This is a genomic window from Sphingobium sp. Ant17 (assembly GCF_000588875.1).
In the GTDB taxonomy this organism is placed as follows: domain Bacteria; phylum Pseudomonadota; class Alphaproteobacteria; order Sphingomonadales; family Sphingomonadaceae; genus Sphingobium.
Genome location: NZ_JEMV01000064.1, coordinates 1 through 25,007 on the forward strand (window position 1 = coordinate 1; position 25,007 = coordinate 25,007).

Annotated in this window: 22 protein-coding genes and 3 pseudogenes; 12 read left to right on the top strand and 13 right to left on the bottom strand. The window is 62.2% G+C overall.

Annotation, left to right across the window (positions count from 1 at the left end; translation table 11 throughout):
- The 9 genes and pseudogenes from BF95_RS20215 to BF95_RS20255 all read left to right on the top strand — a co-directional run.
- On the top strand, positions 1–1,144 hold a 1,144-nt coding region (locus BF95_RS20215; RefSeq protein WP_043153902.1), incomplete at its 5' end, for a TolC family protein.
- Positions 1,144–2,391 carry an efflux RND transporter periplasmic adaptor subunit gene (locus BF95_RS20220; protein WP_043153903.1) on the top strand — a complete coding sequence of 416 codons (1,248 nt, stop codon included), beginning with the start codon at positions 1,144–1,146 and terminating at the stop codon, positions 2,389–2,391. The genes BF95_RS20215 and BF95_RS20220, both read left to right, overlap by 1 nt.
- Positions 2,381–5,575: pseudogene (locus tag BF95_RS20225) on the top strand (efflux RND transporter permease subunit). Before BF95_RS20220 ends, BF95_RS20225 begins: the two are co-directional and overlap by 11 nt.
- Entirely contained in the window at positions 5,520–6,665 is a 1,146-nt protein-coding gene (locus BF95_RS20230) for a DMT family transporter (RefSeq protein WP_081764238.1), read from the top strand. Before BF95_RS20225 ends, BF95_RS20230 begins: the two are co-directional and overlap by 56 nt.
- A gap of 200 nt (positions 6,666–6,865) precedes the next feature.
- Positions 6,866–7,309 (top strand): annotated as a pseudogene (locus tag BF95_RS20235) (urocanate hydratase); the annotation flags it as partial.
- A 5-nt stretch (positions 7,310–7,314) separates the two neighbouring features.
- Positions 7,315–7,512: a HutD family protein gene (locus BF95_RS20240; RefSeq protein WP_051520148.1), complete on the top strand. Its 198-nt coding sequence runs from the start codon at positions 7,315–7,317 to the stop codon at positions 7,510–7,512.
- 252 nt (positions 7,513–7,764) lie between these two features.
- Entirely contained in the window at positions 7,765–9,324 is a 1,560-nt protein-coding gene (locus tag BF95_RS20245; RefSeq protein WP_235209899.1) for a PAS domain S-box protein, read from the top strand.
- A complete protein-coding gene (locus BF95_RS20250) occupies positions 9,314–9,934 on the top strand; it encodes a response regulator transcription factor (protein WP_043153906.1) in 621 nt (206 codons plus the stop codon). Before BF95_RS20245 ends, BF95_RS20250 begins: the two co-directional genes overlap by 11 nt.
- Positions 9,935–10,045: 111 nt before the next feature.
- Positions 10,046–10,435, top strand: coding sequence for a response regulator (locus tag BF95_RS20255; RefSeq protein ID WP_043153922.1), 390 nt, complete (start codon positions 10,046–10,048; stop codon positions 10,433–10,435).
- A gap of 218 nt (positions 10,436–10,653) precedes the next feature.
- Here the strand turns inward: BF95_RS20255 and BF95_RS20260 are convergent, their stop codons facing one another.
- From BF95_RS20260 to BF95_RS29705, 13 genes are all read right to left on the bottom strand, one after another.
- Entirely contained in the window at positions 10,654–13,071 is a 2,418-nt protein-coding gene (locus BF95_RS20260; RefSeq protein WP_081764240.1) for a cation-translocating P-type ATPase, read from the bottom strand.
- A complete protein-coding gene (locus BF95_RS20265; protein WP_161774373.1) occupies positions 13,071–13,661 on the bottom strand; it encodes an efflux RND transporter permease subunit in 591 nt (196 codons plus the stop codon). Before BF95_RS20265 ends, BF95_RS20260 begins: the two co-directional genes overlap by 1 nt.
- Positions 13,622–15,385 carry an efflux RND transporter permease subunit gene (locus BF95_RS25785; protein ID WP_051520151.1) on the bottom strand — a complete coding sequence of 588 codons (1,764 nt, stop codon included), beginning with the start codon at positions 15,383–15,385 and terminating at the stop codon, positions 13,622–13,624. The genes BF95_RS20265 and BF95_RS25785 overlap by 40 nt, the downstream gene beginning before the upstream one ends.
- 20 nt (positions 15,386–15,405) lie before the next feature.
- The gene (locus BF95_RS30415; protein WP_051520152.1) at positions 15,406–16,086 is read right to left on the bottom strand and encodes an efflux RND transporter permease subunit; all 681 of its coding nucleotides are present in this window, start codon (positions 16,084–16,086) and stop codon (positions 15,406–15,408) included.
- Between the two features lie 133 nt (positions 16,087–16,219).
- Positions 16,220–16,489, bottom strand: coding sequence for an efflux RND transporter permease subunit (locus tag BF95_RS25795; RefSeq protein WP_051520153.1), 270 nt, complete (start codon positions 16,487–16,489; stop codon positions 16,220–16,222).
- Positions 16,486–17,736, bottom strand: coding sequence for an efflux RND transporter periplasmic adaptor subunit (locus BF95_RS20275; RefSeq protein ID WP_152542866.1), 1,251 nt, complete (start codon positions 17,734–17,736; stop codon positions 16,486–16,488). The genes BF95_RS25795 and BF95_RS20275 overlap by 4 nt, the downstream gene beginning before the upstream one ends.
- Entirely contained in the window at positions 17,733–19,034 is a 1,302-nt protein-coding gene (locus tag BF95_RS20280; RefSeq protein WP_043153911.1) for a TolC family protein, read from the bottom strand. The genes BF95_RS20275 and BF95_RS20280 overlap by 4 nt, the downstream gene beginning before the upstream one ends.
- Positions 19,035–19,374: 340 nt before the next feature.
- Positions 19,375–19,590: a hypothetical protein gene (locus BF95_RS20285; protein ID WP_043153912.1), complete on the bottom strand. Its 216-nt coding sequence runs from the start codon at positions 19,588–19,590 to the stop codon at positions 19,375–19,377.
- 14 nt (positions 19,591–19,604) lie between these two features.
- Positions 19,605–20,072, bottom strand: a complete 468-nt coding sequence (locus tag BF95_RS20290; protein ID WP_051520154.1) for a heavy metal-responsive transcriptional regulator — start codon at positions 20,070–20,072, stop codon at positions 19,605–19,607.
- Positions 20,073–20,231: 159 nt separating this feature from the next.
- A complete protein-coding gene (locus BF95_RS20295; RefSeq protein ID WP_043153914.1) occupies positions 20,232–20,591 on the bottom strand; it encodes a hypothetical protein in 360 nt (119 codons plus the stop codon).
- Positions 20,592–21,106: 515 nt separating this feature from the next.
- Positions 21,107–21,379, bottom strand: coding sequence for a transposase (locus tag BF95_RS29700; protein WP_327195488.1), 273 nt, complete (start codon positions 21,377–21,379; stop codon positions 21,107–21,109).
- Positions 21,315–21,731 carry a transposase gene (locus tag BF95_RS30420; RefSeq protein ID WP_268747188.1) on the bottom strand — a complete coding sequence of 139 codons (417 nt, stop codon included), beginning with the start codon at positions 21,729–21,731 and terminating at the stop codon, positions 21,315–21,317. Before BF95_RS30420 ends, BF95_RS29700 begins: the two co-directional genes overlap by 65 nt.
- Positions 21,721–22,161, bottom strand: coding sequence for an IS110 family transposase (locus BF95_RS29705; RefSeq protein ID WP_235209900.1), 441 nt, complete (start codon positions 22,159–22,161; stop codon positions 21,721–21,723). The genes BF95_RS30420 and BF95_RS29705 overlap by 11 nt, the downstream gene beginning before the upstream one ends.
- 223 nt (positions 22,162–22,384) lie before the next feature.
- On the opposite strand from BF95_RS29705, the gene BF95_RS20305 reads away from it, so the two are divergent.
- From BF95_RS20305 to BF95_RS27550, 3 genes and pseudogenes are all read left to right on the top strand, one after another.
- On the top strand, positions 22,385–23,584 hold the full coding sequence (locus BF95_RS20305) for an IS256 family transposase (RefSeq protein WP_043153915.1): 1,200 nt from the start codon (positions 22,385–22,387) through the stop codon (positions 23,582–23,584).
- 84 nt (positions 23,585–23,668) lie between these two features.
- A pseudogene (locus BF95_RS20310) lies at positions 23,669–24,186 on the top strand (IS630 family transposase); the annotation flags it as partial.
- Between the two features lie 46 nt (positions 24,187–24,232).
- Positions 24,233–24,589 (top strand): hypothetical protein, encoded by a 357-nt coding sequence (locus BF95_RS27550; protein ID WP_152542868.1) that lies wholly within the window; start codon positions 24,233–24,235, stop codon positions 24,587–24,589.
- Positions 24,590–25,007: the final 418 nt, after the last annotated feature.

Sequence of the window (25,007 nt, forward strand, 5' to 3'; positions counted from 1 at the left end):
GGCAGCCCGCGATCCCACCGGCTCGGCAAGCACTGCCCGCGTGACGGCCGCGGAGGCCGGCGTCCGCCAGGCCGATGTGGGGCCGCGTCCAGTGGTTGGGGTCGACCTCGAGGACTTCGCCGGCACCGGTCCCTATTCGCCGGTCGATCGCTCGCAGGCCACGCTCTATTATGAGCGGATCTGGGAGCGCGGCGGCAAGCGCGAGGCACGGACCGGCGTTGCACAGTCTGAACTGAGCCTCGCGCAGCAGCGCGGACGGCTGCGCACGCTCGACCTGCTGGCACAGGTTCAGGCTGCCTGGGTCGAAGCACAGGCGGCGCAGGCGGCCATCATGGTCGCCGAAGACCGGCTCGCGCTCGCCGAGCGTGTGGAGCGCGATGTTGGCAGGCGGGTCGGGCGTGCGCTCGATCCGCTGTTCGTCGGCGAGCGTGCGCGAACGGCGGTGGCACAGGCGCGGATCGCCCGCGACCAGGCCGTCGAGGCTGCCCGCATCGCCCGCGCGAACCTCGCTTCCTACTGGGGCGGCAGCGATGATTTCGCGCTCGATGCCGCGGCATTCGGGCGTCTCGATCTTAGCGTGCCGATCGACGACGCCATGCCCGAGCTCGCACTGCTGGCGGCGGAGCGCGATACCGCCGAGGCGCGCATCCGGCTGGAGCAGGCACGCGGGATCACCGATCCGACCGTTCGCGCCGGGGTGCGGCATTTCGGGCAGGGCAATGCGGTGGCGCTGGTTGCCGGCGGATCGATCCCGCTCGGCGGACGGCGAGCCAATCGTGCCAATGTCGAACGCGCCCGGGCCGACCGGCTCGCCGCCGAGGCCGAAATCGCCGTGGCCCGGATCGACCAGAAGCGCGAGGCCGACCGGCTGACCGCGTCGCGCGCGGCGATCGCCGCGGAGATTGCCCGCATCGATGCCGAAGTACTGCCGAGCGCCGAGCGGGCGGTGGTGATGGTCCGCGACGGCTTCAACCGTGGCGGCACCGCCTTCACCTACCTCGAAGTCGCCGAAGCTCAGAGGGCCGTGATCGACGCGCGCACGCGCCGGATCGATCTGCTCCGGCGCTTCCATCTCGATGGCGTGCGCCTCGACCGCCTCGGCGGTCGCCACGCTTCCCTTATCGCCAGCGTGGAGAACCGCTGATGTTCCGATTGTCCAAGATCCGTCTGACCGCGGCGATTCTCGCCTGCACCCTGCTTGCCGCCTGCGGCGAAGCGCCTCCCGAACCCACCGGCGAGCCGGCCGCGGCGACCGCCGGGTATGAGCGCGGCCCCCATCGCGGCCGGATGCTGCGCGACGGCGATTCCGCGATCGAGATGACCATCTTCGAGGACGGCGTCGAACCCGAATTCCACGTCTATGCCTATCGCAAGGACAAGCCCGTGCCTCCCGGCGAAGTCCAGCTCAGCGTCGAGCTGGGCCGGCTCGGCGGCAAAGCTGATCGCTTCGCCTTCGCCCCGCGCGAGGACTATCTGCTGGGCAACGGCGTCGTGCATGAGCCGCACTCGTTCGACGTGAAGGTTCGTGCGGTCGAAGGCGGGCGGACCCACAACTGGTCCTATGCCTCCTATGAGGGGCGCACCACCATCTCGGCCGCTGCCGCCCAGGCGGGCGGGGTCAAGACCGAGGTCGCGGGTCCGGCGACCGTCAGCGAGCTGGTCGACATGGCGGGCCGGGTCGAGATCACGCCCGACGGCAAGGCCGATGTCCGCGCCCGGCTGCCCGGACAGATCGTCTGGATGTCGGGTCAACTCGGCCAGGCGGTGCGCAAGGGGCAGACCCTGCTCCGCGTCGAATCCAGCCATTCGCTCCAGACCTATGCGGTTCCGGCGCCGATCAGCGGGATCATCATCGAGAAGAACACCAATGTCGGCGATGTCACCGCCGACCGTGCGCTGTTCGTGATCGCCGATCCGACCCAGCTCCACGCCGAGTTCTTCGTTTATCCGCGCGACGCCGAGCGCGTGCGGGTCGGCCAGTCCGTCGCGTTGCGCAGCCTCTCCGGCGAGGCGCGGTTGTCGGGCAAGGTCGAGGCGATACTGCCGACCGCCGATCTCGCGAGCCAGACGCTGATGGCGCATGTCCATCTGCCGCCCTTCGCTGCGCGCGATTTCCGGCCGGGCATGGGGGTCGAGGGCTCGTTCGCCGTCGCTCAGGCGCAGGTCGCCCTCGCGGTGCGCACCAAGGCGCTCCAACGCTTTCGCGACTTCACCGTGGTCTTCGCCAAGGTCGGCAACACCTATGAGGTGCGAATGCTGGAGCTTGGGCGGCGCACGCCCGAATGGACCGAGGTGCTGGGCGGTCTCGAACCGGGCACCGAATATGTCGTCGACGGTGCCTTCCTGATCCGCGCCGACATCGAGAAGTCGGGGGCCAGCCATGACCATTGATCAACCCACCGAGCGTCCGGGCATTCTCGACCGCATCATCGCGGGCTCGATCCGGCTGCGCTGGCTGGTGCTGGCGCTGGTCCTCGCCTCGGCCGCGCTCGGTGTCTGGAGCTTCCAGCGCCTCCCGATCGACGCCACGCCCGACATCACCAACGTCCAGGTGCAGATCAACACCGAGGCGGCCGGCTTCTCGCCGCTGGAAGCAGAGCAGCGCGTCACCTTCCCGGTCGAGACGGCGATCGCTGGCTTGCCGGGGCTGCAATATACCCGCTCGGTCTCGCGCTATGGCCTCAGCCAGGTGACGGCGGTGTTCGCCGACGGCACCGACATCTATTTCGCGCGCCAGCTCGTCAACGAACGGCTCCAGACCGCACGCGATCAATTGCCCGAAGGCGCCACACCCGAAATGGGACCGATCGCCACCGGCCTCGGCGAGATCTTCATGTATACGCTGGAGGCCGGGCCGAACGCACGCAAGCCGGACGGCACGGGCTACACGCCGGAGGATCTGCGTACCCTGCAGGACTGGGTGATCCGCCCCCAGCTCCGCAACACGCCTGGCGTCACCGAGGTTAACTCGATCGGCGGGTTCGAGCGGCAATATCATGTGACGCCGCTGCCCGATCGGCTGTCGTCCTACGGTCTCACCATGAACGACGTGGTCGACGCGCTGGACAGGAACAACGCCAATGTCGGCGCCGGCTATGTCGAACGCTATGGCGAGCAATATCTGATCCGCGTGCCCGGCCAGGCAGCCGGCATCGACGATCTCAAATCGATCATCGTCACCAATCGCAGCGGTGTGCCGATCCGCATCGCCGACATCGCCGATGTCGGCATGGGCGAGGAACTGCGCACGGGCGCGGCGACCGAAGACGGCCAGGAGGTCGTGCTGGGGACCGTCTTCATGCTTGCCGGCGAGAACAGCCGGATTGTCGCCCGCGCATCAGCCGAACGGCTCGAAGTAGCCGCCAGGCGCTGCCGGCGGGTGTGATCGCTTCGCCGATCTACGACCGCACCGAACTGGTCGAGCGGGCTATTTCGACGGTCGAGAAGAACCTGCTCGAAGGCGCCCTGCTGGTGATCGTCGTCCTGTTCCTGCTGCTCGGCAACATCCGCGCCGCGCTGATCACCGCCGCGATCATCCCCTTCTCGATGTTGCTGACCATTACCGGCATGGTCCAGTCGAAGGTGTCGGGCAATCTGATGAGCCTCGGCGCATTGGACTTCGGCCTGATCGTCGACGGTGCGGTGATTATCGTCGAGAACTGCCTGCGCCGGTTCGGTGAGGCGCAGCACCGGCTCGGGCGTCTGCTCGACCGCGAGGAACGATTTGCACTGACCGCCACGGCGGCGAGCGAGGTAATCCGGCCGTCGCTGTTCGGCGTGCTCATCATCACCCTAGTCTATGTGCCGATCTTTGCGCTCACCGGCGTCGAAGGGAAGATGTTCCATCCGATGGCGATCACCGTCGTCATCGCATTGACCGCGGCGCTGGTCCTGTCGCTGACCTTTGTGCCGGCGGCGGTGGCGATGTTCGTCACCGGCCGAGTGGAGGAGAAGGACAGCTGGCTGATGCGCGGCGCCCGTTGGCTCTACGCCCCCGCGCTCGACGCGGCGCTGCGCCTGCGCACGGTGTTCGTCATCGGCGCGATCGCACTGGTCGCGCTCGCCGGATTCGGAGCGAGCCGGATGGGGTCTGAGTTCGTGCCCAATCTCGACGAAGGCGACATCGCGCTCCACGCGCTGCGCATCCCCGGCACAAGTCTGAGCCAGGCGGTGCAGATGCAGCGCGCGCTGGAAGCCAGGCTCAAACGCTTCCCCGAGGTCGAGCGGATCGTCGCCAAGATCGGCACCGCCGAGGTCGCGACCGATCCGATGCCGCCCTCGGTCGCCGACACCTTCGTGATGCTCAAGGATCGCAAGGACTGGCCCGACCCGAGGAAGCCGCGCACCCAGCTCGTCGCCGAGATGCACGCGGCAGCGCTCACCATCCCCGGCAATAATTACGAGTTCACACAGCCGATCCAGATGCGGTTCAACGAGTTGCTCTCCGGCGTCCGCGCCGATGTCGCGGTCAAGGTGTTCGGCGACGATCTCGAGGAACTGCTTGCCGCGGGCCAGGCGATCGAAGGCGTCGTGGGCGGCATCCCCGGCGCGGCCGATGTCAGCGTCGAGCAAGTGACGGGGCTTCCGGTTCTCCAGATCACGCCGGATCGCGCCGCGCTCGCTCGCCTCGGGCTCAATGTCGGCGACGTGCAGGACGTGGTCGCCGTCTCGATCGGCGGCAAGCAGGCCGGACAGATCTTCGAGGGCGACCGCCGGTTCGCTATCATCGTGCGGCTGCCCGAAGATATCAGGCGCAACGTCGACGAGATCGGTCGGCTGCGCATACCCCTTCCGGCGGGCGGCGCGGGCCCGCGCGGGTTCGTGCCGCTGGAGGATGTGGCCAGGGTCGAGGTCGTCACCGGCCCCAACCAGATCAGCCGCGAGGACGGCAAACGCCGCGTGGTCATCACCGCCAATGTCCGTGGCCGCGATCTCGGTTCGTTCGTGACCGAGCTGCGCGCGAAGGTGGATGCCGAGGTCGAACTGCCAGCGGGTTATTGGGTCAGCTATGGCGGCACGTTCGAGCAGCTCATCTCGGCTGCCGAGCGGCTGCGGCTGGTGGTGCCCGCGGCACTGCTGCTGATCTTCGGCTTGCTGTTCTGGCTGTTCCGCTCGGTCAAGGACGCTGCGATCGTGTTCTCGGGCGTTCCGCTGGCGCTGACCGGCGGGGTCGCGGCATTGCTGATCCGGGGGCTGCCGCTGTCGATCTCGGCCGGGGGTCGGGTTCATCGCGCTCTCGGGCGTGGCGGTGCTCAATGGCGTCGTGATGCTCAGCTTCATCCGCTCGTTGATCGCCGAGGGCCGTCCGCTCGACGACGCGATCCGCGAGGGCGCGCTGACCCGGTTGCGGCCGGTGCTGATGACCGCGCTGGTCGCAAGCCTGGGGTTCGTGCCGATGGCGTTCAATGTCGGTGCGGGTGCGGAGGTGCAGCGTCCGCTCGCCACCGTCGTCATCGGCGGCATCGTCTCCTCGACGCTGCTGACGTTGCTGGTGCTGCCTGCGCTATACCGGTTGGTGCATGGGCGAGGAGCCGCCCGACCATCCGAGTCGGCGCCAAGCCCGGCGGGAGCGTGATGATGTCCGTTCGATCCTGGGTTGCCTGGCCGGGCGCCCGCTCGCCATCGGTTCGGCGACGCTGTTCGGGGCGAGCACGCCGCTCGCCAAGGCGCTGCTCGGCGGCGGGGTCAGCGCGTGGCTTCTGGCAGGGCTGCTCTATCTTGGCTCGGGCATCGGCCTCGCCATCGTCACGCTGGGCCGGCGCGCGATCGGACGACCGACAAGCGAAGCGCCGCTTGCCAGACGCGATTGGGGCTGGATGGTCTTGGTCATCCTGTCGGGCGGCGTCGCGGGACCGCTGCTGCTCATGATCGGCCTGGCCATCACACCCGCATCCTCGGCTGCGCTGCTCTTCAATCTCGAAGGGCTGGCCACGATGGCGATCGCCTGGACCGTGTTCCGCGAGAATGTCGATCGCCGCCTGATGCTCGGCGCGCTGGCGATCCTTGCCGGCGCGATCATCCTGTCGTGGCAGGGCGGCTCCGGTGCGGGTGCGGGATTCAGTGGCCTGGGTCTTGGCGCGCTCGCCATTGCCGGGGCCTGTCTCGCCTGGGGAATCGACAACAACCTCACCCGCAAGGTCAGCGGCTCCGATCCCGTCCAGATTGCGATGGTCAAGGGCCTGGCGGCGGGCGCGGTCAACCTGACATTGGCCTTATTGCTCGGCGCCCGCTTGCCGGAACTCTCGCTGACCTTGGCGGCGGGTGTGGTCGGATTTTTGGGCTATGGCGTCAGCCTTGTGCTGTTCGTGCTGGCGCTCCGGTTCCTCGGCACCGCGCGGACGGGGGCGTATTTCTCGACCGCGCCGTTCATTGGCGCGTTGCTGGCGCTGCTGTTGTTCAGCGAGGCGGTCACGGTCCAACTTGTCGCGGCAGCCATGCTGATGGGGATCGGGCTATGGCTGCACCTGTTCGAGCGGCACGAACACGATCACGTCCATCAGCCGATGGAGCACACCCACGCCCATTTCCATGACGCGCATCATCGACACCCGCACGGCCCCGGCAATCCGACGGGCGAACCGCATGTCCATCGTCACGCGCATGCCCGACTGATTCATACGCACCCGCATTATCCCGACCTCCATCACCGGCACGGGCACAAATGAACAAGACCTGAGGTTCGACGAGAGGAATGCTTTGAACTTAGCTGATGCTGCCGACGCTTTACGGGTCCGTTGCTGAATGGAAGCCGCGTCGCTCCGAGCCTATGTAGGCGATGGAAGAAACCTAACCATGTCGCCGCGAACATCGCTCATCTGGCCCGGCGCTCCGCTCGCCAAGGTGCGATCAGCATGGCTCTATCTCGGTCGGCCTGGGCGACCGCCACCGCCTCGGTCTCGCCTTCAATGAAATGGTGGCGGGCGGCGAGCTGAAGGCGCCGATCGTCATCGGCCGCGACCATCTCGACTCCGGCTCGGTCGCCAGCCCCAACCGCGAGACCGAGGCGATGCGGGATGGTTCGGATGCCGTCTCCGACTGGCCGCTCCTCAATGCCCTGCTCAACACCGCGTCGGGCGCGACCTGGGTATCGCTCCACCATGGCGGCGGTGTCGGCATGGGCTATTCCCAGCATAGCGGCATGGTGATCGTGGCCGACGGGACGCAGGATGCCGCGCGCCGTCTCGAACGGGTCCTGTGGAACGATCCCGCCACCGGCGTCATGCGCCACGCCGACGCCGGTTACGACGTTGCGCGTGACTGCGCACGTGCGAAGGGGCTCGATCTGCCCGGCATCCTCGGCACTGCATGAACGGAATGATCCGTTTCGCCGATCAGCCCGAGCGCCGCTGGCGCGATGGCGGCGGTGCGACGCGCGAATTGGCAGTCGGGCCGCCCTCCCTGGTGAATGAGGATGGGTTTGCCTGGCGGATCAGTGTGGCCACGATTGACGCCGATGGTCCGTTCTCACGGTTCGACGGTGTGGACCGAAGTCTGTTGGTGCTTTGGAGGTGAGAGATTGAGGATCGATATCGCGGGCCTTCCATGGAAGCTGCCGCGCGTCCGACCTCACTAGATGCCTAGCTTTCGACCAGCGGCATCGACCATTTTTCTTCTGCGGCAGTGTTACATCGCCCGCCCACCCACCCGAAGGAAAAAATAGTCCCAGATGTGAGGGCAAACCGCCCCGCATGCGTAAGGCCAATGTGAAGCCGATTAAATCTGCCGGTGCAGGTTTGGGCTTAGCGGATGGTCGATGGGGGCGAAATGCAGACGGGAGACACGCGATCCGGCGATTCCGCGCCGCCTCCCGACGCTGATCGATGGCTCGCGGACCAGTTGATCCGCTTCATCGACCGCATGGACGACGATGCCACAATGGTGATCGACAGACAGGGGCGGATCGCCAGTTGGAACGGTGGCTGCCAACGTCTCTTCGGCTGGGAATCAGCAGAGACGATCGGTCGATATTTGTCGATCCTCCATCCGGACGGTAGCTCGACCGATCACGATGATGCTCGGCTGCTCGAAATCGCGGCGCAAGACGGACGGTCTGAAAATGAGGGACCCTGCGTCCGCAAGGATGGAACGATCCTTCTCGCCAAGGTTACGGTCTATCCGCTTTGCGATGACAGCGGGCCCCTGACCGGATTTGGTCTTTCGATCCGCGACGTCGGCGAAGAGCGTAGTGTGCAGACCGCGCTAGAACTTAGAGAAGCGCATCTGCGATCCATTCTGGACACAGTCCCGGATGCCATGGTCGTCATTGACGACAAGGGCCTGATTCAATCATTCAGCACTACGGCCGAGCGGCTGTTCGGATACGAAGAACGCGAGGTTCTCGGCCAGAACGTCAATCTACTGGTTCCCTCGCCCCACTTCGAGGCACATGATGGCTATATCGCGCGTTATCTGAGAACAGGTGAGCGTCGGATCATCGGTATCGGGCGCGTGGTTTCCGGCCAACGGCGCGATGGCAGCATATTTCCGATGGAACTGGCGATCGGCGAGGCCATGGCACCGGCGGGCCGCGTCTTTACGGGTTTCATTCGTGATCTCACCGCCCATCAGGCTATCGAGAGACGTCTGCAGGACCTGCAGGAAGAACTGATCCATGTGGCCCGGGTCAGCGCGATGGGCACCATGGTATCCACGCTCGCGCATGAACTGAATCTGCCGCTGACGGCTGTCGCGAACTACGTCATGGCCGCTCAGGCCCTCCTTAGGCTCGAGCAACCTCACGCAACCCTCGAGGCGCGCGATGCTCTGAGTGACGGCGTGCAGGAAGCTGTTCGCGCAGGCCAGATCGTTAGGCGGCTGCGCGATTTCGTCGCACGCGGCGAAATCGATTATCAGATCGTCAGCCTCTCCAAGTTAATCGAAGAGGCAGTCGCACTCGCACTCGTCGGCGCGAGCCAGCGACAAATCCGCGTCCAGATGGAGTTGGACTCAACGGTTTCGCGCGTGCTTGTCGATCGGGTTCAGATCCAGCAGATCCTGCTCAACCTGATTCGAAACGGCGTGGAGGCAATGGAGCCGAGCAAGACGCGCCTGCTCGCCATTTCGACGCGGGCAGCCGGCGCAGAGATAGTCGAACTCGCTGTGGCGGATACCGGACCAGGCATTCCGGAAGAGATCGCCGCGCAACTGTTCCAGCCTTTTGTCAGCACCAAGGCCAATGGCCTCGGCGTGGGTCTGTCGATCTGCAAACCATTGTCGAAGCGCATGGCGGTCTCCTCTGGGCCAAAGCCAATCCCCTGGCGGTACGATCTTCCGGTTCACGATCACGCGCGTCGACAGCCCCGGAGAATGAACGATGAGCGTTGAGCAGCGCGTATATATCGTTGATGATGATGCCGCCGTGCGTCGTTCCACTGCCATGCTTCTGCGGACTCGTGGTTATCTCGCCGACAGCTATGCTTCTGGATTGACGTTTCTGGAGGCGGCGCCGTCGCTGGGTCCTGGTTGCGTCCTGCTGGACGTGCGTATGCCCGAGATCGATGGCATCGCCGTTCTCGAGCGGTTGCAGGCGACGGATTTCAAAAGTCCGATCGTGGTGATGACAGCACATGGAGACATCGGCACAGCCGTGACAGCGATGCGGCGTGGAGCGCACAACTTCATCGAAAAGCCGTTCGATCACGCGACGATCATGCCGGCGCTTGAAGAGGCATTTGCATTGTTGAGCAAGGCCGAGAGTCAGCGATTGACAGCCGCGAGCGCGGCACTGCGTCTGGAATGCCTTACCGGCCGCGAGCGCGATATTCTGGAAGGTCTGGCCGCCGGCCAGACCAACAAGATGATCGCCATCAAGCTCGGGATCAGCCCCAGGACCGTAGAAATCCACCGGGCGAACATGATGGAAAAGCTGCACGTCAGCACACTGCCGGCAGCGTTGCGGATCGCCCTGGTAGCCGGTCTTGGTCCCTCTTCCTAGTCGCGGGCAGATCGCCAGATAGGGATCGTATCTATTATTCTCGACTCGCCGTCGCGATAGTCTTTTCCTTCAAAGCGCGTGTCAGGCTGTCGAGGATATTAGGTGAATTACGTGCGCGAACCCAAGGCCCCGGCACACTGCGTGTTGCTCGTGGATGACGATAAGGCAGTGCGGCGGTCGGTTGCCATGTTTCTCCGGGCGAGGGGCTATGACGTCCGTGATTATAGTCTGGGCGCCGAGTTGCTCGCGGATAGTGCGCTGGAACGCGGTACTTGCTTGATCACGGATTATGTCATGCCTGATCTGGATGGATTCGCGCTTCTCGAGGCGTTGCGCAATCGCAACTGGTCTGCGCCGGCAATCCTGATTGCCGGTCGTTACGAGCGCGATCTTCAGCAAAGGTCGCTTCGGTGTGGTTTTTCGGCATTGATCGAGAAGCCGATTACCGACGAACGGCTGCTCGACGCGCTCCATTTGTGTCTGTGCAAGGCAGGTACATAGCGCGCGTATCGGGGATCACTATCGGACCGCGCTCATATGATGGCTGCGAGAAGTCGTGCTACCGGCATCTGGGCGAAGGTGGTAGCTGAACCCGCGATCGAAAAGAGCAAGATGATGTGGCTAGCGTGATGCATTTGGTCTGCGGTTGGAAGACCGCGGGGTTTCATCTGCGTCGAGGTTAGGCCGCCCACACTGTAAGCCCTTCACAGCCATGCCGTTTAAGGGAAGCGCCGTCTCACCAATTTCTCCACTTCCAGAACCAATAACGGTAGCGCACCAACGCCGAGTGAAAGGGCGCAGTCGGCAAGCGAGAGCGCGCTGATCTGGAAGATTTCCTGGGTTGCGGGCATATGATGGATGGCGAGTTGGGCCAGGAGTGACGCCACGACAATCAGTAACAGTTTCATGTTGCTGAACAGCCCCACTTCCCAAAAGGGCCGGTCGGGGTCACGGGCAGAAAAGGCGCGAAGCAATTCGCCGAAGACGAGTACGGAAAAGGCAAGGTTTCTCGCCTCATCGAGATCGCGCGTATCCCGCGCCCACAGAAATATCCCCATTACGCAAATCATCTGAATGGCGCCTGCCAGAAGGATATGTCGCCATTCGGGGCCGCCAAGGATTTGTTCGTGTACTGGTCGGGGCGGGCGGCTCATTACGGTGGAAGTTCCTCGGTCTGTCACCAGCGCAAGAGCCGGAAGACCGTCGGTTACCAGATTAATCCAAAGCAAGTGAATCGGCAGAAGAAGCGTCGGAAAGCCGAGGGCTGCTCCGACAAATACGACAGCGAGTTCCGCCATATTGCCGGCAACGAGATAGGCAGTGGACTTGCGTATATTCTCAAAGATGCTCCGACCCTCTTCGATTGCGGCTACAATCGTTGCGAAGTTGTCGTCCGCCAAAACGATGTCGGCCGCTTCGCGCGTGACCTCCGTTCCGGTTCGGCCCATTGCGATGCCGATATGCGCTTCGCGCAATGCCGGTGCGTCATTTACGCCGTCGCCGGTCATGGCGACGACCTCACCGCGTGACTTCCACTCCTGGACTATGCGCAGCTTGTCTTCCGGCGTCGCGCGAGCGTGCACCACGTCTTCCGCAGCTTGTCCCGGCTGCAGGATGCCCATTTCCTGCGCAATCGCATGGGCTGTCAACTCGTGATCGCCGGTGATCATGACTGTCCGGATTCCGGCCGCCTTGGCTCGGGCGATTGCGTCGATCGCTTCGGTTCGGGGTGGATCCGCTATGCCAAGCAGACCGATCAACTCCAGGTCTGTTTCACGGTCGACCCGACCGATCGCAATCGCCAGAACCCTCAATCCGCGTGCGGCCATATCGGCGGCGGCTTCGCCCGCCCCGGGAGGAATCACCGTGGCGCGTTCCGAGATCGCCTCGACGGCACCTTTTGCATAGAGAATCCCATCCATGCGGTAGATCGACATGCATTTGCGGTCTGCATCGAAGGGGTAGACCGATGCCCGCGGGCGTTCGGCTTCGATTTCGATCAGCCGTATGCTGCGCTTGGCTGCGGCCACTACGATAGCAACCTCGGTCGGGTCCCCGATTCCGCCTTGTTCGTCGAGGGAAAGCTCAGCGTCCGAACAGCCCACTGCCGTTTCGAGTACGCGCAGGTGGTCCTGGCCCCAGACCTCCCGAACTGCCATGATTCCTGTCGTCAATGTTCCGGTCTTGTCCGTGCATATGACCGTCGCGCAGCCAAGAGTTTCGACAGCGGTCAGGCGCCGCACGAGCGCATGGCGAGCGGCCATCCGTTGCATGCCGACCGCCAGTGCAATCGTCACGATGGCGGGCAATCCTTCAGGTACTGCAGCGACGGCAAGGGAGATGGCAGGCAAGAGCAGATCCATGCCTGTCAAGCCTTGGCGCCAGCCCAGGGCGGCAACGGCAATGACGATCCCCAGGCAAATGATCATCAGCCGGCGACTAAGTACCCCAAGGCGTGTTTGGAGCGGAGTGGACTCGTCTGTTGCGGCAGCAAGCATACCGGCAATTCGTCCGAGTTCGGTATGCATCCCCGTCGCGATGATCTGTGCGAACCCGGTACCCGTCGCGATAACTGTCCCGGCAAAGACATGGTCACTGCGCTGGGCCAACGGCGCATTGGGAACGCCTGGCTGCGCAGTCTTGGTGACGGGCGTACTCTCTCCCGTGAGCGCGGCTTCCATCGCACTCAGGACATTTGCCTCCAGCAGCCGCGCATCAGCGGCGACCACATCGCCTGCCTCGAGTGACAACAAGTCGCCGGGTACTACGGCGGCAGCGGCAATCGCCTGTGTCCGGCCGTCGCGAATGACACGGGCGCGAGGGGCAGTCATCGCTCTCAAGGCGATGACTGCCTTCTCCGCTCGATACTCCTGAAAGAAGCCTACCAGTCCGTTGATAACGACGATCGTGCCGATCGCTGCGGCATCAAGGACTTCGCCGACCAGGGTGGACACGACACAAGCGGCGAACAGCATCCAGATGACGGGACTGTTGAACTGGGCGACGAGAAGGCGCCAAGCTGGCTTTTCCGACTTCACCCTCAATTCATTTGGACCAATTTCATCCAGAAGGCGTGCCGCCGCAGCACTCGTTAGTCCATTGACGGACGGCTTTACTCCATCGGGTTCTGACGACATCACGCGTCGCTCCGGACCGTGCCTGGCGCCTTAATCTGCGAGTGCCGCCATATGGCATATGCGGCGGGTATGACGAGCAAAGTCAGGAACATGCAGAACCAGAGGCCGCCGACTACCGGAGCAGCAGTGCGGGCAGAAAGATCTGCACCCACGCCCGATTCCCAAAGGAGCGGCATCAATCCGAAGACCGTTGTGGCGACGGTCATCAGCATGGGGCGAAGGCACCTTGAAGTACCCTCCAGCACCGCAGCATCTATATCCTCGGCGGTACGCACCCGATCCTGCTTCACTGCTTCCGCATATGCCTGGTCGAGATACACGACGACCACCGTGCCGGTTTGCGCCGCGACGCCTCCTACGGCGATCAGACCAACCCACACAGCAGTCGAAAGATTGTAGTCGAGTAGCGCCAGAAGCCAGATGCTGCCGGCCACGGCAAACGGAAGGCTAAGCATGACGAGCAAGGTCTGCTGCCAGCCACCCATCGACAGGTACAGCAACAGACCGACCAGGACGACCGTCAGGGGGACGACCGTCCGCAGGCGGGAAGTCAGTTCGGCCATGAACTCGTACTGCCCGGTCCACTGCAACCGATAGCCCGGTGGGACTTCGATCTGGTCTGAGACAATTTTTTGGCGTCATTGACCCATCCGCCGAGATCGCGCTGTGAAGAGTCGATGTCGGCGAAGACGTAACCTACCAACGTGCCATTTTCGTTCTTGATCATCGGAGGACCGGTGACGACCTTGATATTCGCGAGTGCCCCCAGAGGTACGACCGAGCCGGCCTGTTGTCCGTTGTCCCACTCAGCTCCGGTGGGCGCCGTCCCGCTCATCTGAGCGCTGGTTTGGGGCATGCCACTGCCGCCAGAGCCACCGCCACTCATGCTGCCCATGGTGTCCGTCCCGCTGCTGCCGGATTGAACCTGGCTCCGAGGTGCCGGCGAAGTACCGCTGCCGGCCGTTCGAGCGGCGGCGAACGACAAGGTCCGGGTTGGGGGGATCGGGACCAGAAGCGCATTCAGGGCCTGCGGGTCGGCTCGGAAGTCGGCTGCATAGCGCACGTTGACGGAGTAGCGGGCTCGACCGTCAATGACGGTGGACACCGGCATTCCCCCGATCGCCGCCTCTATCAGATCCTGAACGTCTCGCACCGTCAGGCCGTAACGCGCAATTGCATCGCGCCTTGGTTCGATGTCGATATACTCCCGGCCGCTCTGGCGTTCGGCAAAGGTGCTGCGCGTACCCAGGACCGTCCTCAGAACACCTTCAAGGGCGACGCTCAAACGCTCGATGCCCTGGAGATCCGGGCCAAACACCTTGATGCCGACAGGCGTTCGCACTCCGGTTGTGAGCATATCGATCCGGGTCCGGATCGGTGGGGCGATCGCCATTTGATAGCCGGGCATCCGCAAGGCTGCGTCGAGATCACGCGAGAGTTCCGAAACGGTACGCTGCTTGCGGTCCGGCCAGATTGTTCTCAGACCTTCCTGGAGCCACGATGGCGCCCAATCACTATACCAGCGTTTCGTAGGGATCGTGGGCCATTCATTGTGAGGCTTGAGGGTGATCACCGACTCGCTCATGTCGAGCTGCGCCGGGTCAGTCGCGGTTTCGGCGCGTCCCGCCTTGCCATGGACCATGGCCACTTCGCCGAAGCCCATGATGGTCCGATGCTGGGTGTTCAGTGCTCGCCGGGCTTCCTCTATCGAGATGCCGGGGAATGTCGTGGGCATCACCAGCAACGATCCCTCGTCGAGCGGCGGCATGAATTCGGAGCCCAGGCGCATGAAGACAGGAACGGTCGCGACCATCACCAGAGCCGCAACGACGACCACGCCGAGGCGCCAGCGGATGATGAAGCGCGCGATCGGTTGATAGACATTCGCAAGGACGCGGTTGAGCGGGTTTTCTGCCTCTGTGCGGAAACGCCCACGCAATAGCCAGATCATCAGTGGCGGTGCGAGCGTGATTGAAAGAATTGCAGCAAAGAACATGGCCAGCGTCTTGGTATAGGCCAGCGGCATGAAGAGCTTTCCGGCCTGCCCGCTCAGCGTGAAAATAGGCAGAAAACTGACGGTGATCAGCAGAAGGGAATAGAAGATTGGTTTGCCAACCTCCTTTGCAGAATCCACGATCACACGGACTCGGTCTTCCGGTCTTCCATTCTCCGCAAGTCTCTTGTGTGCATTTTCGATCATCACGATCGCAGCGTCACTCAATTCGCCAACCGCGATCGCGATGCCGCCCAGCGACATGATATTGGCGGAGATGCCAAGATAGCGCATTCCGATGAATGACAGCAGCACCGACATCGGAAGGATAATGAGCGCGATCAGGCTGATCCGCCGTGCATTAGGAATATGAGGCAAATGATCGCGATGATCGCACCTTCGATCATCAGAGTATCCGTCAACGTCTTGATGGACCCAGTAATCAATTCCGATCGGTCATGCGTCGTCTTGAGGCGCACGCCAGGAGGCATCGCCAACTGCCCAATCTGCGTTTTAAGCGCTTCAATGACATCCTGCGCATTTGAGCCCAGTCGCATGACCACAATGCCGCCGACCGCTTCGCCCTTACCATCAAGGTCCGCGGTGCCGCGTCGAATCTCCGGACCAAATTGTACACTTGCGACGTCACGCACGCGGATCGGCGTTCCACCATCGGCGACGGTAATGACGCTTTGTTCGAGGTCCTGCAGGGTCTTGGCATAGCCGCGTCCGCGCAGGACGTATTCACGCCCGCTCATTTCAAGGACGCGGGCACCGACTTCCGAATTCGCATCGCGTACTGCGCGCGAAACGTCGACCGGGGTGACCCCGAAGGACGCGAGCTTGTTTGGATCCAACAAGATCTGGTATTGGCGCTCGAAGCCGCCCATCGAGGCAACTTCCGCGACCCCTTTCACTCCTTGGAGTGCCGGGCGCACGGTAAAGTCCTGCAGGGCCCGCAAGTCGGCGGAGTTCATGCGCCCTGAGGTGTCCTCGAGCACATATTGATAAATCCAGCCCACCCCACTCGCATCGGACCGAGCGTAGGTACTACGCCAGCAGGCAATTGTTGCTGCACACGGCCAATCTGTTCGAAGACCCGGGTGCGAGCCCAGTAGATATCCGTGTCATCCCCAAAAATCGCATAGACGAAGCTCATTCCGAACATCGAATATCCGCGAACGGTGCGAACTCCTGGCGTGCTCTGCAGGGTTCGCACCAGCGGTAGGTGATCTGGTCTTCGACGAGATTGGGGCTGCGGCCCATCCAGTCGGTAAAGACAATCACTTGCGGATCGGAAAGGTCCGGCAGCGCATCGAGCGGTGTCTTGCGCACGGAGTCGACGGCCCAGGCTGCCAGGACGAGCGTGATTGCCAACACAATCCAACGCCGCTGCGCGCACCATTCGATGATACGCTCGATCATGGTTGATGCTCATGTTGTGCAGGCGCTTTTGTTGGCGGGGCGTTTCCTTCCCTCTTTGGCGCGGGTTGGGAACCGCCACCGTGGCCCCCATGCCCGGTTGCACCCGATGCACGTAATCGGCTTTCGGAATCGAGGAGGAACACGCCTGCGGAAACGACCTGTTCGCCAACAACAAGCCCTTCCAGTACTTCCACACGATCTCCTACACGAGTGCCGAGCTTGACCGGATGGGGTTCAAACTGGTTCTTAGCGCCACGCACGAACACATGCTGTGATATTCCGGTATCGACCACCGTATCGCGGCCGATGGTGAGTACGTATCGAGGGGCGGCCGAGATTTGCGCGCTCCCGTACATGCCCGGGCGCAAGGCTCCACCGATATTGGGCACGGCCATGCGGACCCGGACGGATCGGGTGCGTTCGGTAAGTGTCGGATAAATGAATTCCACGCGGGCGATAAATGGTGGTCGGCCCGACAGGGGGAATGTCAACGAAGCGCTCGAACCTACGTGAATCCTCGCCGCATCGCTTTCCGCGACTTCGGCGATGATCCAAAGCCGCGTCACGTCCGCGATCGATAGAATGTTGGTTGAAGGATCGACGGTAATGCCCTGGGTGGCCCCGCGGTCCAGTACAAAACCGCTCCGGGGCGCCGCGATCGTCACAAGCCGGTCGGCCTGGCGGGTTCTTTCGATCCGCCTGATTTCTGCCTCGCTCATTCCGAGCACCTTGAGGCGGGTCCGACCTGCCGCCAACACGACGCTGGCAGGGGCGGTGCCGGCGCGCCGCAAGGCGGCCAGATATTCGAGTTGGGAGGCGTACAATTCTTGAGAGAATACCGCACCAAGCGCCTGTCCTGCCCCCACGTTCTGGCCGGTAGTCCGCACATAGAGTTGCTCAAGCCAGCCTGATACACGTGGGTGGACCTCGACGATGCGGGATTCATCGATCACGGCAGAAGCGACAGCAGGAACGGTTTCGTCGAGTTTCCGGACCTCAGCAGTCTCGAATTGGACGCCGAGCATCTCAAGCTGCTTTGCTGTCAATTCTACTGATACGCGCGCTGCTGCGGCGCGGGATCCTTCGGTTTTCCCCGCTGCGGGTCTGCTATGACCAACGTCGTTCGTCTGGTGTTCCGGCGAGAACGGCCATTTCTCGCGCTGGGCCTGAACAAGGAGAAGTGTGACAAGTACCCCCACCGGGATGAGGGCACTGGCGATGAGGGCGCGGCCTGAATAGGTCTTCACGGGCGCACTCGCGCGCTGGTACCAGTCGCTCGATCTAGCCTCGACCAAGCCTCGCCCAATGCCGATTCGGCCATGACCTCTTCCCCCTGCGCTTGCCAAAGCCCCCGCGCTGCCTCGATGACCGCGATGAGCGAGCCTTGGCCCGATGAATAGCCGCCGAGCGCGGCATCCACCGCCACTTTGGAGCGGGGAAGGACGTCCTGGCGAAGCAGATTGACCTGTATCCGAGCAGCTACAACATCTTCCCGCGCAGCGAGCGCTTCACCTGAATTCATACGGCGCATTGCCTCCAGATCGGCGTCTGCCATGCGCTCCATGGCTTGTGCCTCTGCGACGCCGCTGCTGAGGCGTTTCCGCCAGATTGGCACGCTTATGCCGACCATCAGCATTGCCCCAGGCCCCTCGGCCATGGTCTCCGCGTATCCCGCTCGTACCGTCGCCATCGGTTTGTACATCGAACGCATTGCCCGGGTCTCAGCCCTTGCGCGCTGTACTTCCGCGGCTCCAGCGGCGAGTTCTGGCCGGCTTTCTGTGGCCCGTTCGAGTACTTCAGCAATTGACGCCGGTTCGGCCAGGCTCGGCTGATAGTGTAGTTCCGGAACCGGAGCATCCACAAGGCGGCCGAGTCCCGCGTTGAGCATCGCCTCTGCGCTACGAATCTGGGCGTCCAGCGACTGCCGTCTTGCCTTGAGACGGGCGACTTCCGCTTCGGCCCTCAAGATATCTGCTTGTGCTCCAGCGCCGCTTGCATAGCGGCTCGCTGCCACATCCACCAGCAAGCTCGCCAGAGTGATTTGTTCATCGACGACAGGCTGCATCCGTCGGCGTTCTAGCAGCATGAAGAATCCGCGGTGAGCATTGAGCACAACATCCAGCTCAGTCACGCCCGCAAGCGCCCTTGCACGCTCGGCCTCCGCAAGCGCGGCGGAGCGTCGATGGGAAAGAATCCCCGACAATGGGAATTTTTGTTCGACACTGATGCTTCGATCGTAGCGCCGTCCACCATCCATCATCGCGCTGAACGGGTAATGGTCGACCGACACCGACACCATTGGATCCTCGAGGGAAGACACAATGGCGGGGCGCTGAGCAAGAGCATCGGCACGGGCTTTTGCAGCGGTTACTTCTGCCCGGTTTTGCAGAGCAATGGTCGTGACGTCGGATATCCGCAGTGGGGAGGGAAGGCTCGCAGTCTGCTCGCGCGTAACGACAGCTTCGGTGGGACTTTGCGCCGGAGCAGCCTGAGGCAGGAGCAACCAGAAAGTGAGGGGGGCTGCGACCCAAATCCGATTTACCATGGGACCTGTCCCGATGGGTTGATGGGCCGGTAAGAAGGATGCATTAATCCGTCCGGTGTGCGGGTAACCAGAAGGAGTTCAGCGACACGCTCATTCCGGTAGCCTCGCTGATTGCATGAGATGGGCGTGTCCGTCCCGCGCGCGCGGATTGTGGCGCACGCCGTGGCCAGCTGCTGGATCGCGGGTTCTGGCCGGCGGTCGGCATCGGTGGCACGCCTCTTGTTTTCCGAAAGCATGGCCATGGAATCTTCCCAATTGCGTTGGTTTAGGTCTCGAAGGTCCGCCGAACCTTGTTGCCTGGCTTTTAACGCCCGCACTTCGGTCCGGCGGATTGCACTGATCAGCGCTGCTTCAGGATCTGCTGGCAGCGATCATGCGACAGGTTCATGGGGTTGCGCCCTTGCTGCTTCATTTCGCCATGGTCATGCGGCGTGGAGAGGCCCATGTCGCGTTCCATTTCCTCGCAGGCGGCAACCTGGGAAGGTGTCGGAGGCACTGTCGCACAGGCGCCGAGCAGCGCGAGCGGAACAAGTCCAAGAACAATATAAGGTTTCATGCCAGTTCTCCCTGTTAGTAGGTAGTGTCCACTCCTGATGCAGACCTGTTGTTGTCTAACTCCGTCGACTCGAACGGATTGTCCGAGGACAGGAACGCCAAAATCGGGCATTCGCTTTTGTCGGCGTCTCCAGGACACGCTGCAGCCAGACGCTCGAGGATCTCGCGCATCGTATTGAGGTCCGAGACCTTGGCTTCGGCTTGCCGCAACTTGACCAGCGTAACGGCGAGAATATCGGATGCGCGCGCCGTATCGGAATTCTGGAGTTCGAGCAGAGTCTGTGTTTCCGAGAGCGTGAAGCCGAGCTTTTGGGCCGAACGGATGAACTTGATCCGCCGAAGGTCGGAGCCGTCGTAGAGACGATAGCCTGCAGCAGTGCGTTGCGGGGACGGGAGCAGACCGGTTCGTTCATAATATCTGATGGTGTCCCTCCGCACGCCAGCAGCACCTGCCAACTCGCCGATTCTAAAATTCTGTATCATTGTCGCCCTGCCTCATGCGGGTTGGACCATGGTCCAGGGTCAAGGAGTTTGTTGCGCTGTGTCCGCATTGTTCTGGCCTTGCCCCGAGAATCGCCTTTCGAGCGCTGTCCGTGCCGTAAGGCGGGAAGTGGTGGGGACGACTTGCGTCCCCACGGCTCGTCAGTTCTTCAGCTCGACGATGTCATGCTTGGCGGGCGTGCCGTCGGTGACGCTGACATGCGCGAAATGGTCATCGAAGATATGGTCGATCGTCACCTTCCCGACCAACTCGCGGCGGTAGATCGGGCCGGTGCCCTTGCTGGACGACGGACCCGGGAGCGTCGTGACACGATAGACATCGAGCACCTGGCCGACCGTGGCGCCATCGGCCTTGCCGACGCACACGACAGTGCCGGTGGCATCGGTGTCGACGATCGAGCCGCGCATGAAGAAGCTGTGGCCGATACCCTGGGCAAGGCTCGGCGTTGCGGCGAGCAGGGCGATGCCTGCCAGAGCGAGAGTGATCTTTTTTTTCAACATTTTGAGTTCCTTCAGTAGCCAGGACCAGCCGCGGGAACATCCGGCGGCGAAGAAATCGCTTCTTCGGAACCAAGACTATGGAGCAGGGTCAAAGGTAGAAATACGGGCGGTTACGTATGCCGAGACCGTCGGGAAGGGATCATATCGCCATCGTGCCGGCCCGGACCGCCGACACGGCCGCCTTCACATGTCCTGAACAACGCACGGATGATTGGGACGGAATCCAGACAGGGCGAACAGATGAAGCCGGGGCGCGACAAAGGTCGTGTCCCGGCGCGTTCTCTAATCGCCACTGTCAACAGCTGACCTCTTTGCGGTTCGTCACGCGCGCTGGGCTCCAGGGTTCTCTCCGCGGTCGTCGCGCTGGACGCCGCATGTTAGCGTTCAAAGTAGGGTGAATCTAAGTGGTGTGCGCGGTCCGTGCCGCACTCGCGGGAACGATCTCACCCTCGCTAAGCGTCCCAGCGGGACGCGTTCTGTCGCGCTTGAGTTCAGCGTATTGCTTCGGATTTGGATCAGGCCATGGCCGCCTCCCGGAAGGTCGTGTTGGTACGCCACATTGCGTGCAATGTTACCGCCAGCTTCCTGGCCAGGGCGACTTTCGCTTTGCGAGGCCCGGTTCGGCCTGCGATCGCCTGTGCCCACTCACGCAGGCGAGGGACGCCAAGCTTTCGAGACAAGATCGCATTTGCTGCTTCGTACAGGCATTTTCGAGCGAACCTGTCACCGCTTTTCGAGATGCGCCCGTTCCGGCTGATTTCGCCAGATTCGTAGCGCCTTGGCGTCAGACCGAGATAAGCGCCCCGCGCTGGAAGATCGGTTGAAGCGTTCGGCGTCGTCGAATGCTGCAGTTACCGCCATCGCGGTGATCGGTCCGACTCCCGGCGCTGTCATCAARAGACGTACCGTACCATGCTGTTTGGCTACCGCCCGGATTTTGCCATCGAGAGCGGCAATACGGGCTAGAATTTCACTCCGGGCGTGCATCAACGCTTCAAAGATAGGTATGAGCTCCGGTGCGACTGCCAGCTCGCCTGTGATGATCTCCGTCGCACGGCGTTTTTGAAGCCCCCCAACCCCGTTTTTCCCGAACATCACGCCAAAAACGTTTTTCAGCAACCCTCTGATCTCATTTTTCAAGCTTCACACGCATGCCAACCAGCGTATCGCGCGCTGTCAGCATCGCCCGGTTAACATAGGCCTCATGACTCTTTATCCGGGCAGCCTTGAACCAACCTGTGCGGACAATCTGAGCCAAGCCGCGAGCATCATGTCTGTCGGTTTTATTTGGCATCATTTTGAGGACCGCATTAGCGTGACGCGCATCCAGGCAAATGATCGGGACACGCCGCTTCGTCAGCGCGTTCCAGAGCCAGACGGCAAGGGGACCTGTCTCCATTCCCACCCGTTCGACATCCGCGGCGCGCTTCGCTAGCCAGTCGGCTATCGCGTCAGGGCAGGTCGGCACCTTCGCCTCCGCGAGAATCTCACCTTCCGCCCCAACCAGGCAAATCGCCGTCTCCTCCTGTGACACATCCAGTGCTGCAAAAACTCCCATAACGTCCTCCACGTTCGACTCCGGCCGAGCGCCGAAGCGGCAATGACATCCTACCGCAACAAAGCGGAGGTCGAGTGTGGCGATTACGTTAAGTGGTGTAGGTTTTGAGGGTAGCGAAGCTGACCGGACGCGCGCTCATCGATAAAGCGCTGTAGCGGCCGGTCAGTTTCGCGGGTGGTCACCGGCGAACTTCGGATAAGTTTGGGTTGCRAGACTCAACTTACGGAGACCACCGATGACCAATGACAAGATGGACCTGCACGCCCTGGTTGGGAAGACAGCCGACGGCGATTTTCTACGCGATATGATCGGCTTTGCCGCGCAGCGGCTGATGGAGCTGGAAGTGGGCGACCTTACGGGCGCGGCCTATGGCGATAAGGATCCCGAGCGCCTCGCGCAGCGCAACGGCTATCGGGATCGGGACTGGGAGACGCGGGCAGGCACGGTCGAGCTGCGGATCCCCAAGCTGCGCAAGGGAACATATTTTCCAGGGTTTCTGGAGCCCCGCCGTATGGCAGAGAAGGCACTGACGGCCGTCATCCAGGAAGCTTATATCCAGGGGATCTCGACCCGCTCTGTGGACGATCTGGTCAAAGCCATGGGCATGAGTGGGATCTCAAAGAGCCAGGTCAGCCGACTGTGCGTGGAGATCGACGAGCGGGTGAAGGCYTTTCTCGATCGTCCGATCGAAGGAGACTGGCCCTATCTCTGGATGGACGCGACCTACATCAAAGTGCGGCGGGCTGGCCGCATTGTCTCGGTCGCCGTCATCATCGCCGTCGGCGTCAACAGCGATGGCCGGCGCGAAGTGCTCGGCATGGCGATCGGTCATTCCGAAGCGGAGGTCTTCTGGACCGAGTTTCTGCGCAGCCTTGCCCGTCGCGGTCTGCGCGGCGTGAAGCTGGTGATCTCAGATTCCCATGAAGGCATAAAAGCCTCCGTCGCCAAAGTSTTCAGCGCCACCTGGCARCGATGCCGGGTTCATTTTATGCGCAATGCGCTGGCCCATGCCGGCAAGAGTGGACGCCGGGTCGTGTCGGCATTCATCGCCACCGCTTTCGCCCAGGAAACTCCAGAGGCCGCAAAGGCCCAATGGCGTAGCGTCGCCGATCAATTGCGCCCTACCGTGCCAAAACTCGCTACTCTGATGGACAGCGCCGAGGAGGATGTGCTGGCCTACATGACCTTCCCAGCCCAACACCGCACGAAGTTGCACAGCAACAATCCGATCGAGCGGCTCAATGGCGAGATCAAGCGGCGCACCGATGTTGTCGGTATCTTCCCCAACGAAGAGGCGATTACCCGTCTCGTCGGCGCTATCCTTCTGGAACAGAACGACGAATGGGCCGTCCAACGCTGCCGCTAYATGACACTTGAGAGCGTCTCAGGTTTAAGCGATAATCCCATCATCACGTTGCCTGCCATGGCAGCATGATCAGCCCGGCTTAGCCGGAGGTCGCTGTGGCTATCCCAGCGAACCTACACCACGTTGTGGGGCACGATCCTCCCGCGCGACACGCCCATAGAGGTATGGTTCCAGGACGAGGCCCGTATCGGCCAGAAAAACAAGATCACCCGCCGCTGGGCCAGGCGCGGCACCCGGCCTTCAGCGCCCAAGGATCAGAGGACCAAATCAGCCTACATCTTCGGCGCTATCTGCCCTGAGCTTGGCAAGGGCGCTGGCTTGGTCCTGCCCTTCTGTAATACCCAGACCATGTCGCTGCACCTGGCGGAGATATCGCTCGCTATCGAACCAGGTGCCCACGGCGTGCTGCTGATGGATCAGCCGGATGGCACATGACCGGGAAGCTGGAAGTACCCGATAATATCAGCATCGTTCCGCTGCCGCCAAAATGTCCTGAACTCAACCCGGTCGAAAATATCTGGCAGTTCATGCGCGATAACTGGCTATCCAACCGCATCTTCACGTCCCACGACAACATCGTCGACCTTTGCTGCGAAGCCTGGAACAGGCTGATCGATCAGCCCTGGCGCATCATGACAATTGGACGCCGCAAATGGGCACGTGGGTCGTGATCAATGCAGGTTGGTATTAGTTCCTGCGCCCAAGCAACGCCACACGATGGAGGTGAAGGCAGCGATCCAACAGACTAGTAGCCCCGAGCGCCATAAGGGCAAGCCCGGCATCTCCAACAACAGCTTGTTTTCCCAAACGCCATTAAACCATAAGAGCCCGGCGGCCACGGGTCCATTCGCGCGTCACCTCACCCTCTTGCATAAGGCGGTGACCGATTGGGCATGTGGTAAAGGCGTGCGGGAATATCGATTGTTAAGAATTGGGCGATTTTTGTTCACTGGACGAGAACGCCGCTGCACCCGCATTTTTGTCGGTCAAAATGAATCAAAAGCAGGAACGATGCATCGGCCCAGTCGCTTATCTCTCACCGAACAGCAACGAACAAGTCTGATCAAAAATTGAATAAGGGCCAGCCAGAAGAGGCAATGCCGTGCAGAATCTATGGAGAGGGCGCCAATATCATAGTGGATATAAGGGATCTCATGCATTTCAGGACTTTGGCATGCGGGGCGGGCGAAAAAAACGCTGTCAGCGATGCGGCGAGCAGCTGAGGCCGCAGTCGTGCGGGGAAACCTCGATAGCGATCGGGGTGACGACGAACAGGCATATGGGTTGCGCCATTTCTCTCCTGGCCCAGCCTGATCGGCGATGCTTGCTTCAAAATTCTTCCACAGGATTGCCGGGGTTGGTCTGAGTATATTGGTCGCTATGGTGGTGCGATGACGAACTTTGTGCAGACGACGGTGATTCTGGCTTCCTACCTTATACTTGGCGCGTGCGGGCCCGACGCGCAGACGAGCCGGGAGGATGTACCAGCCCG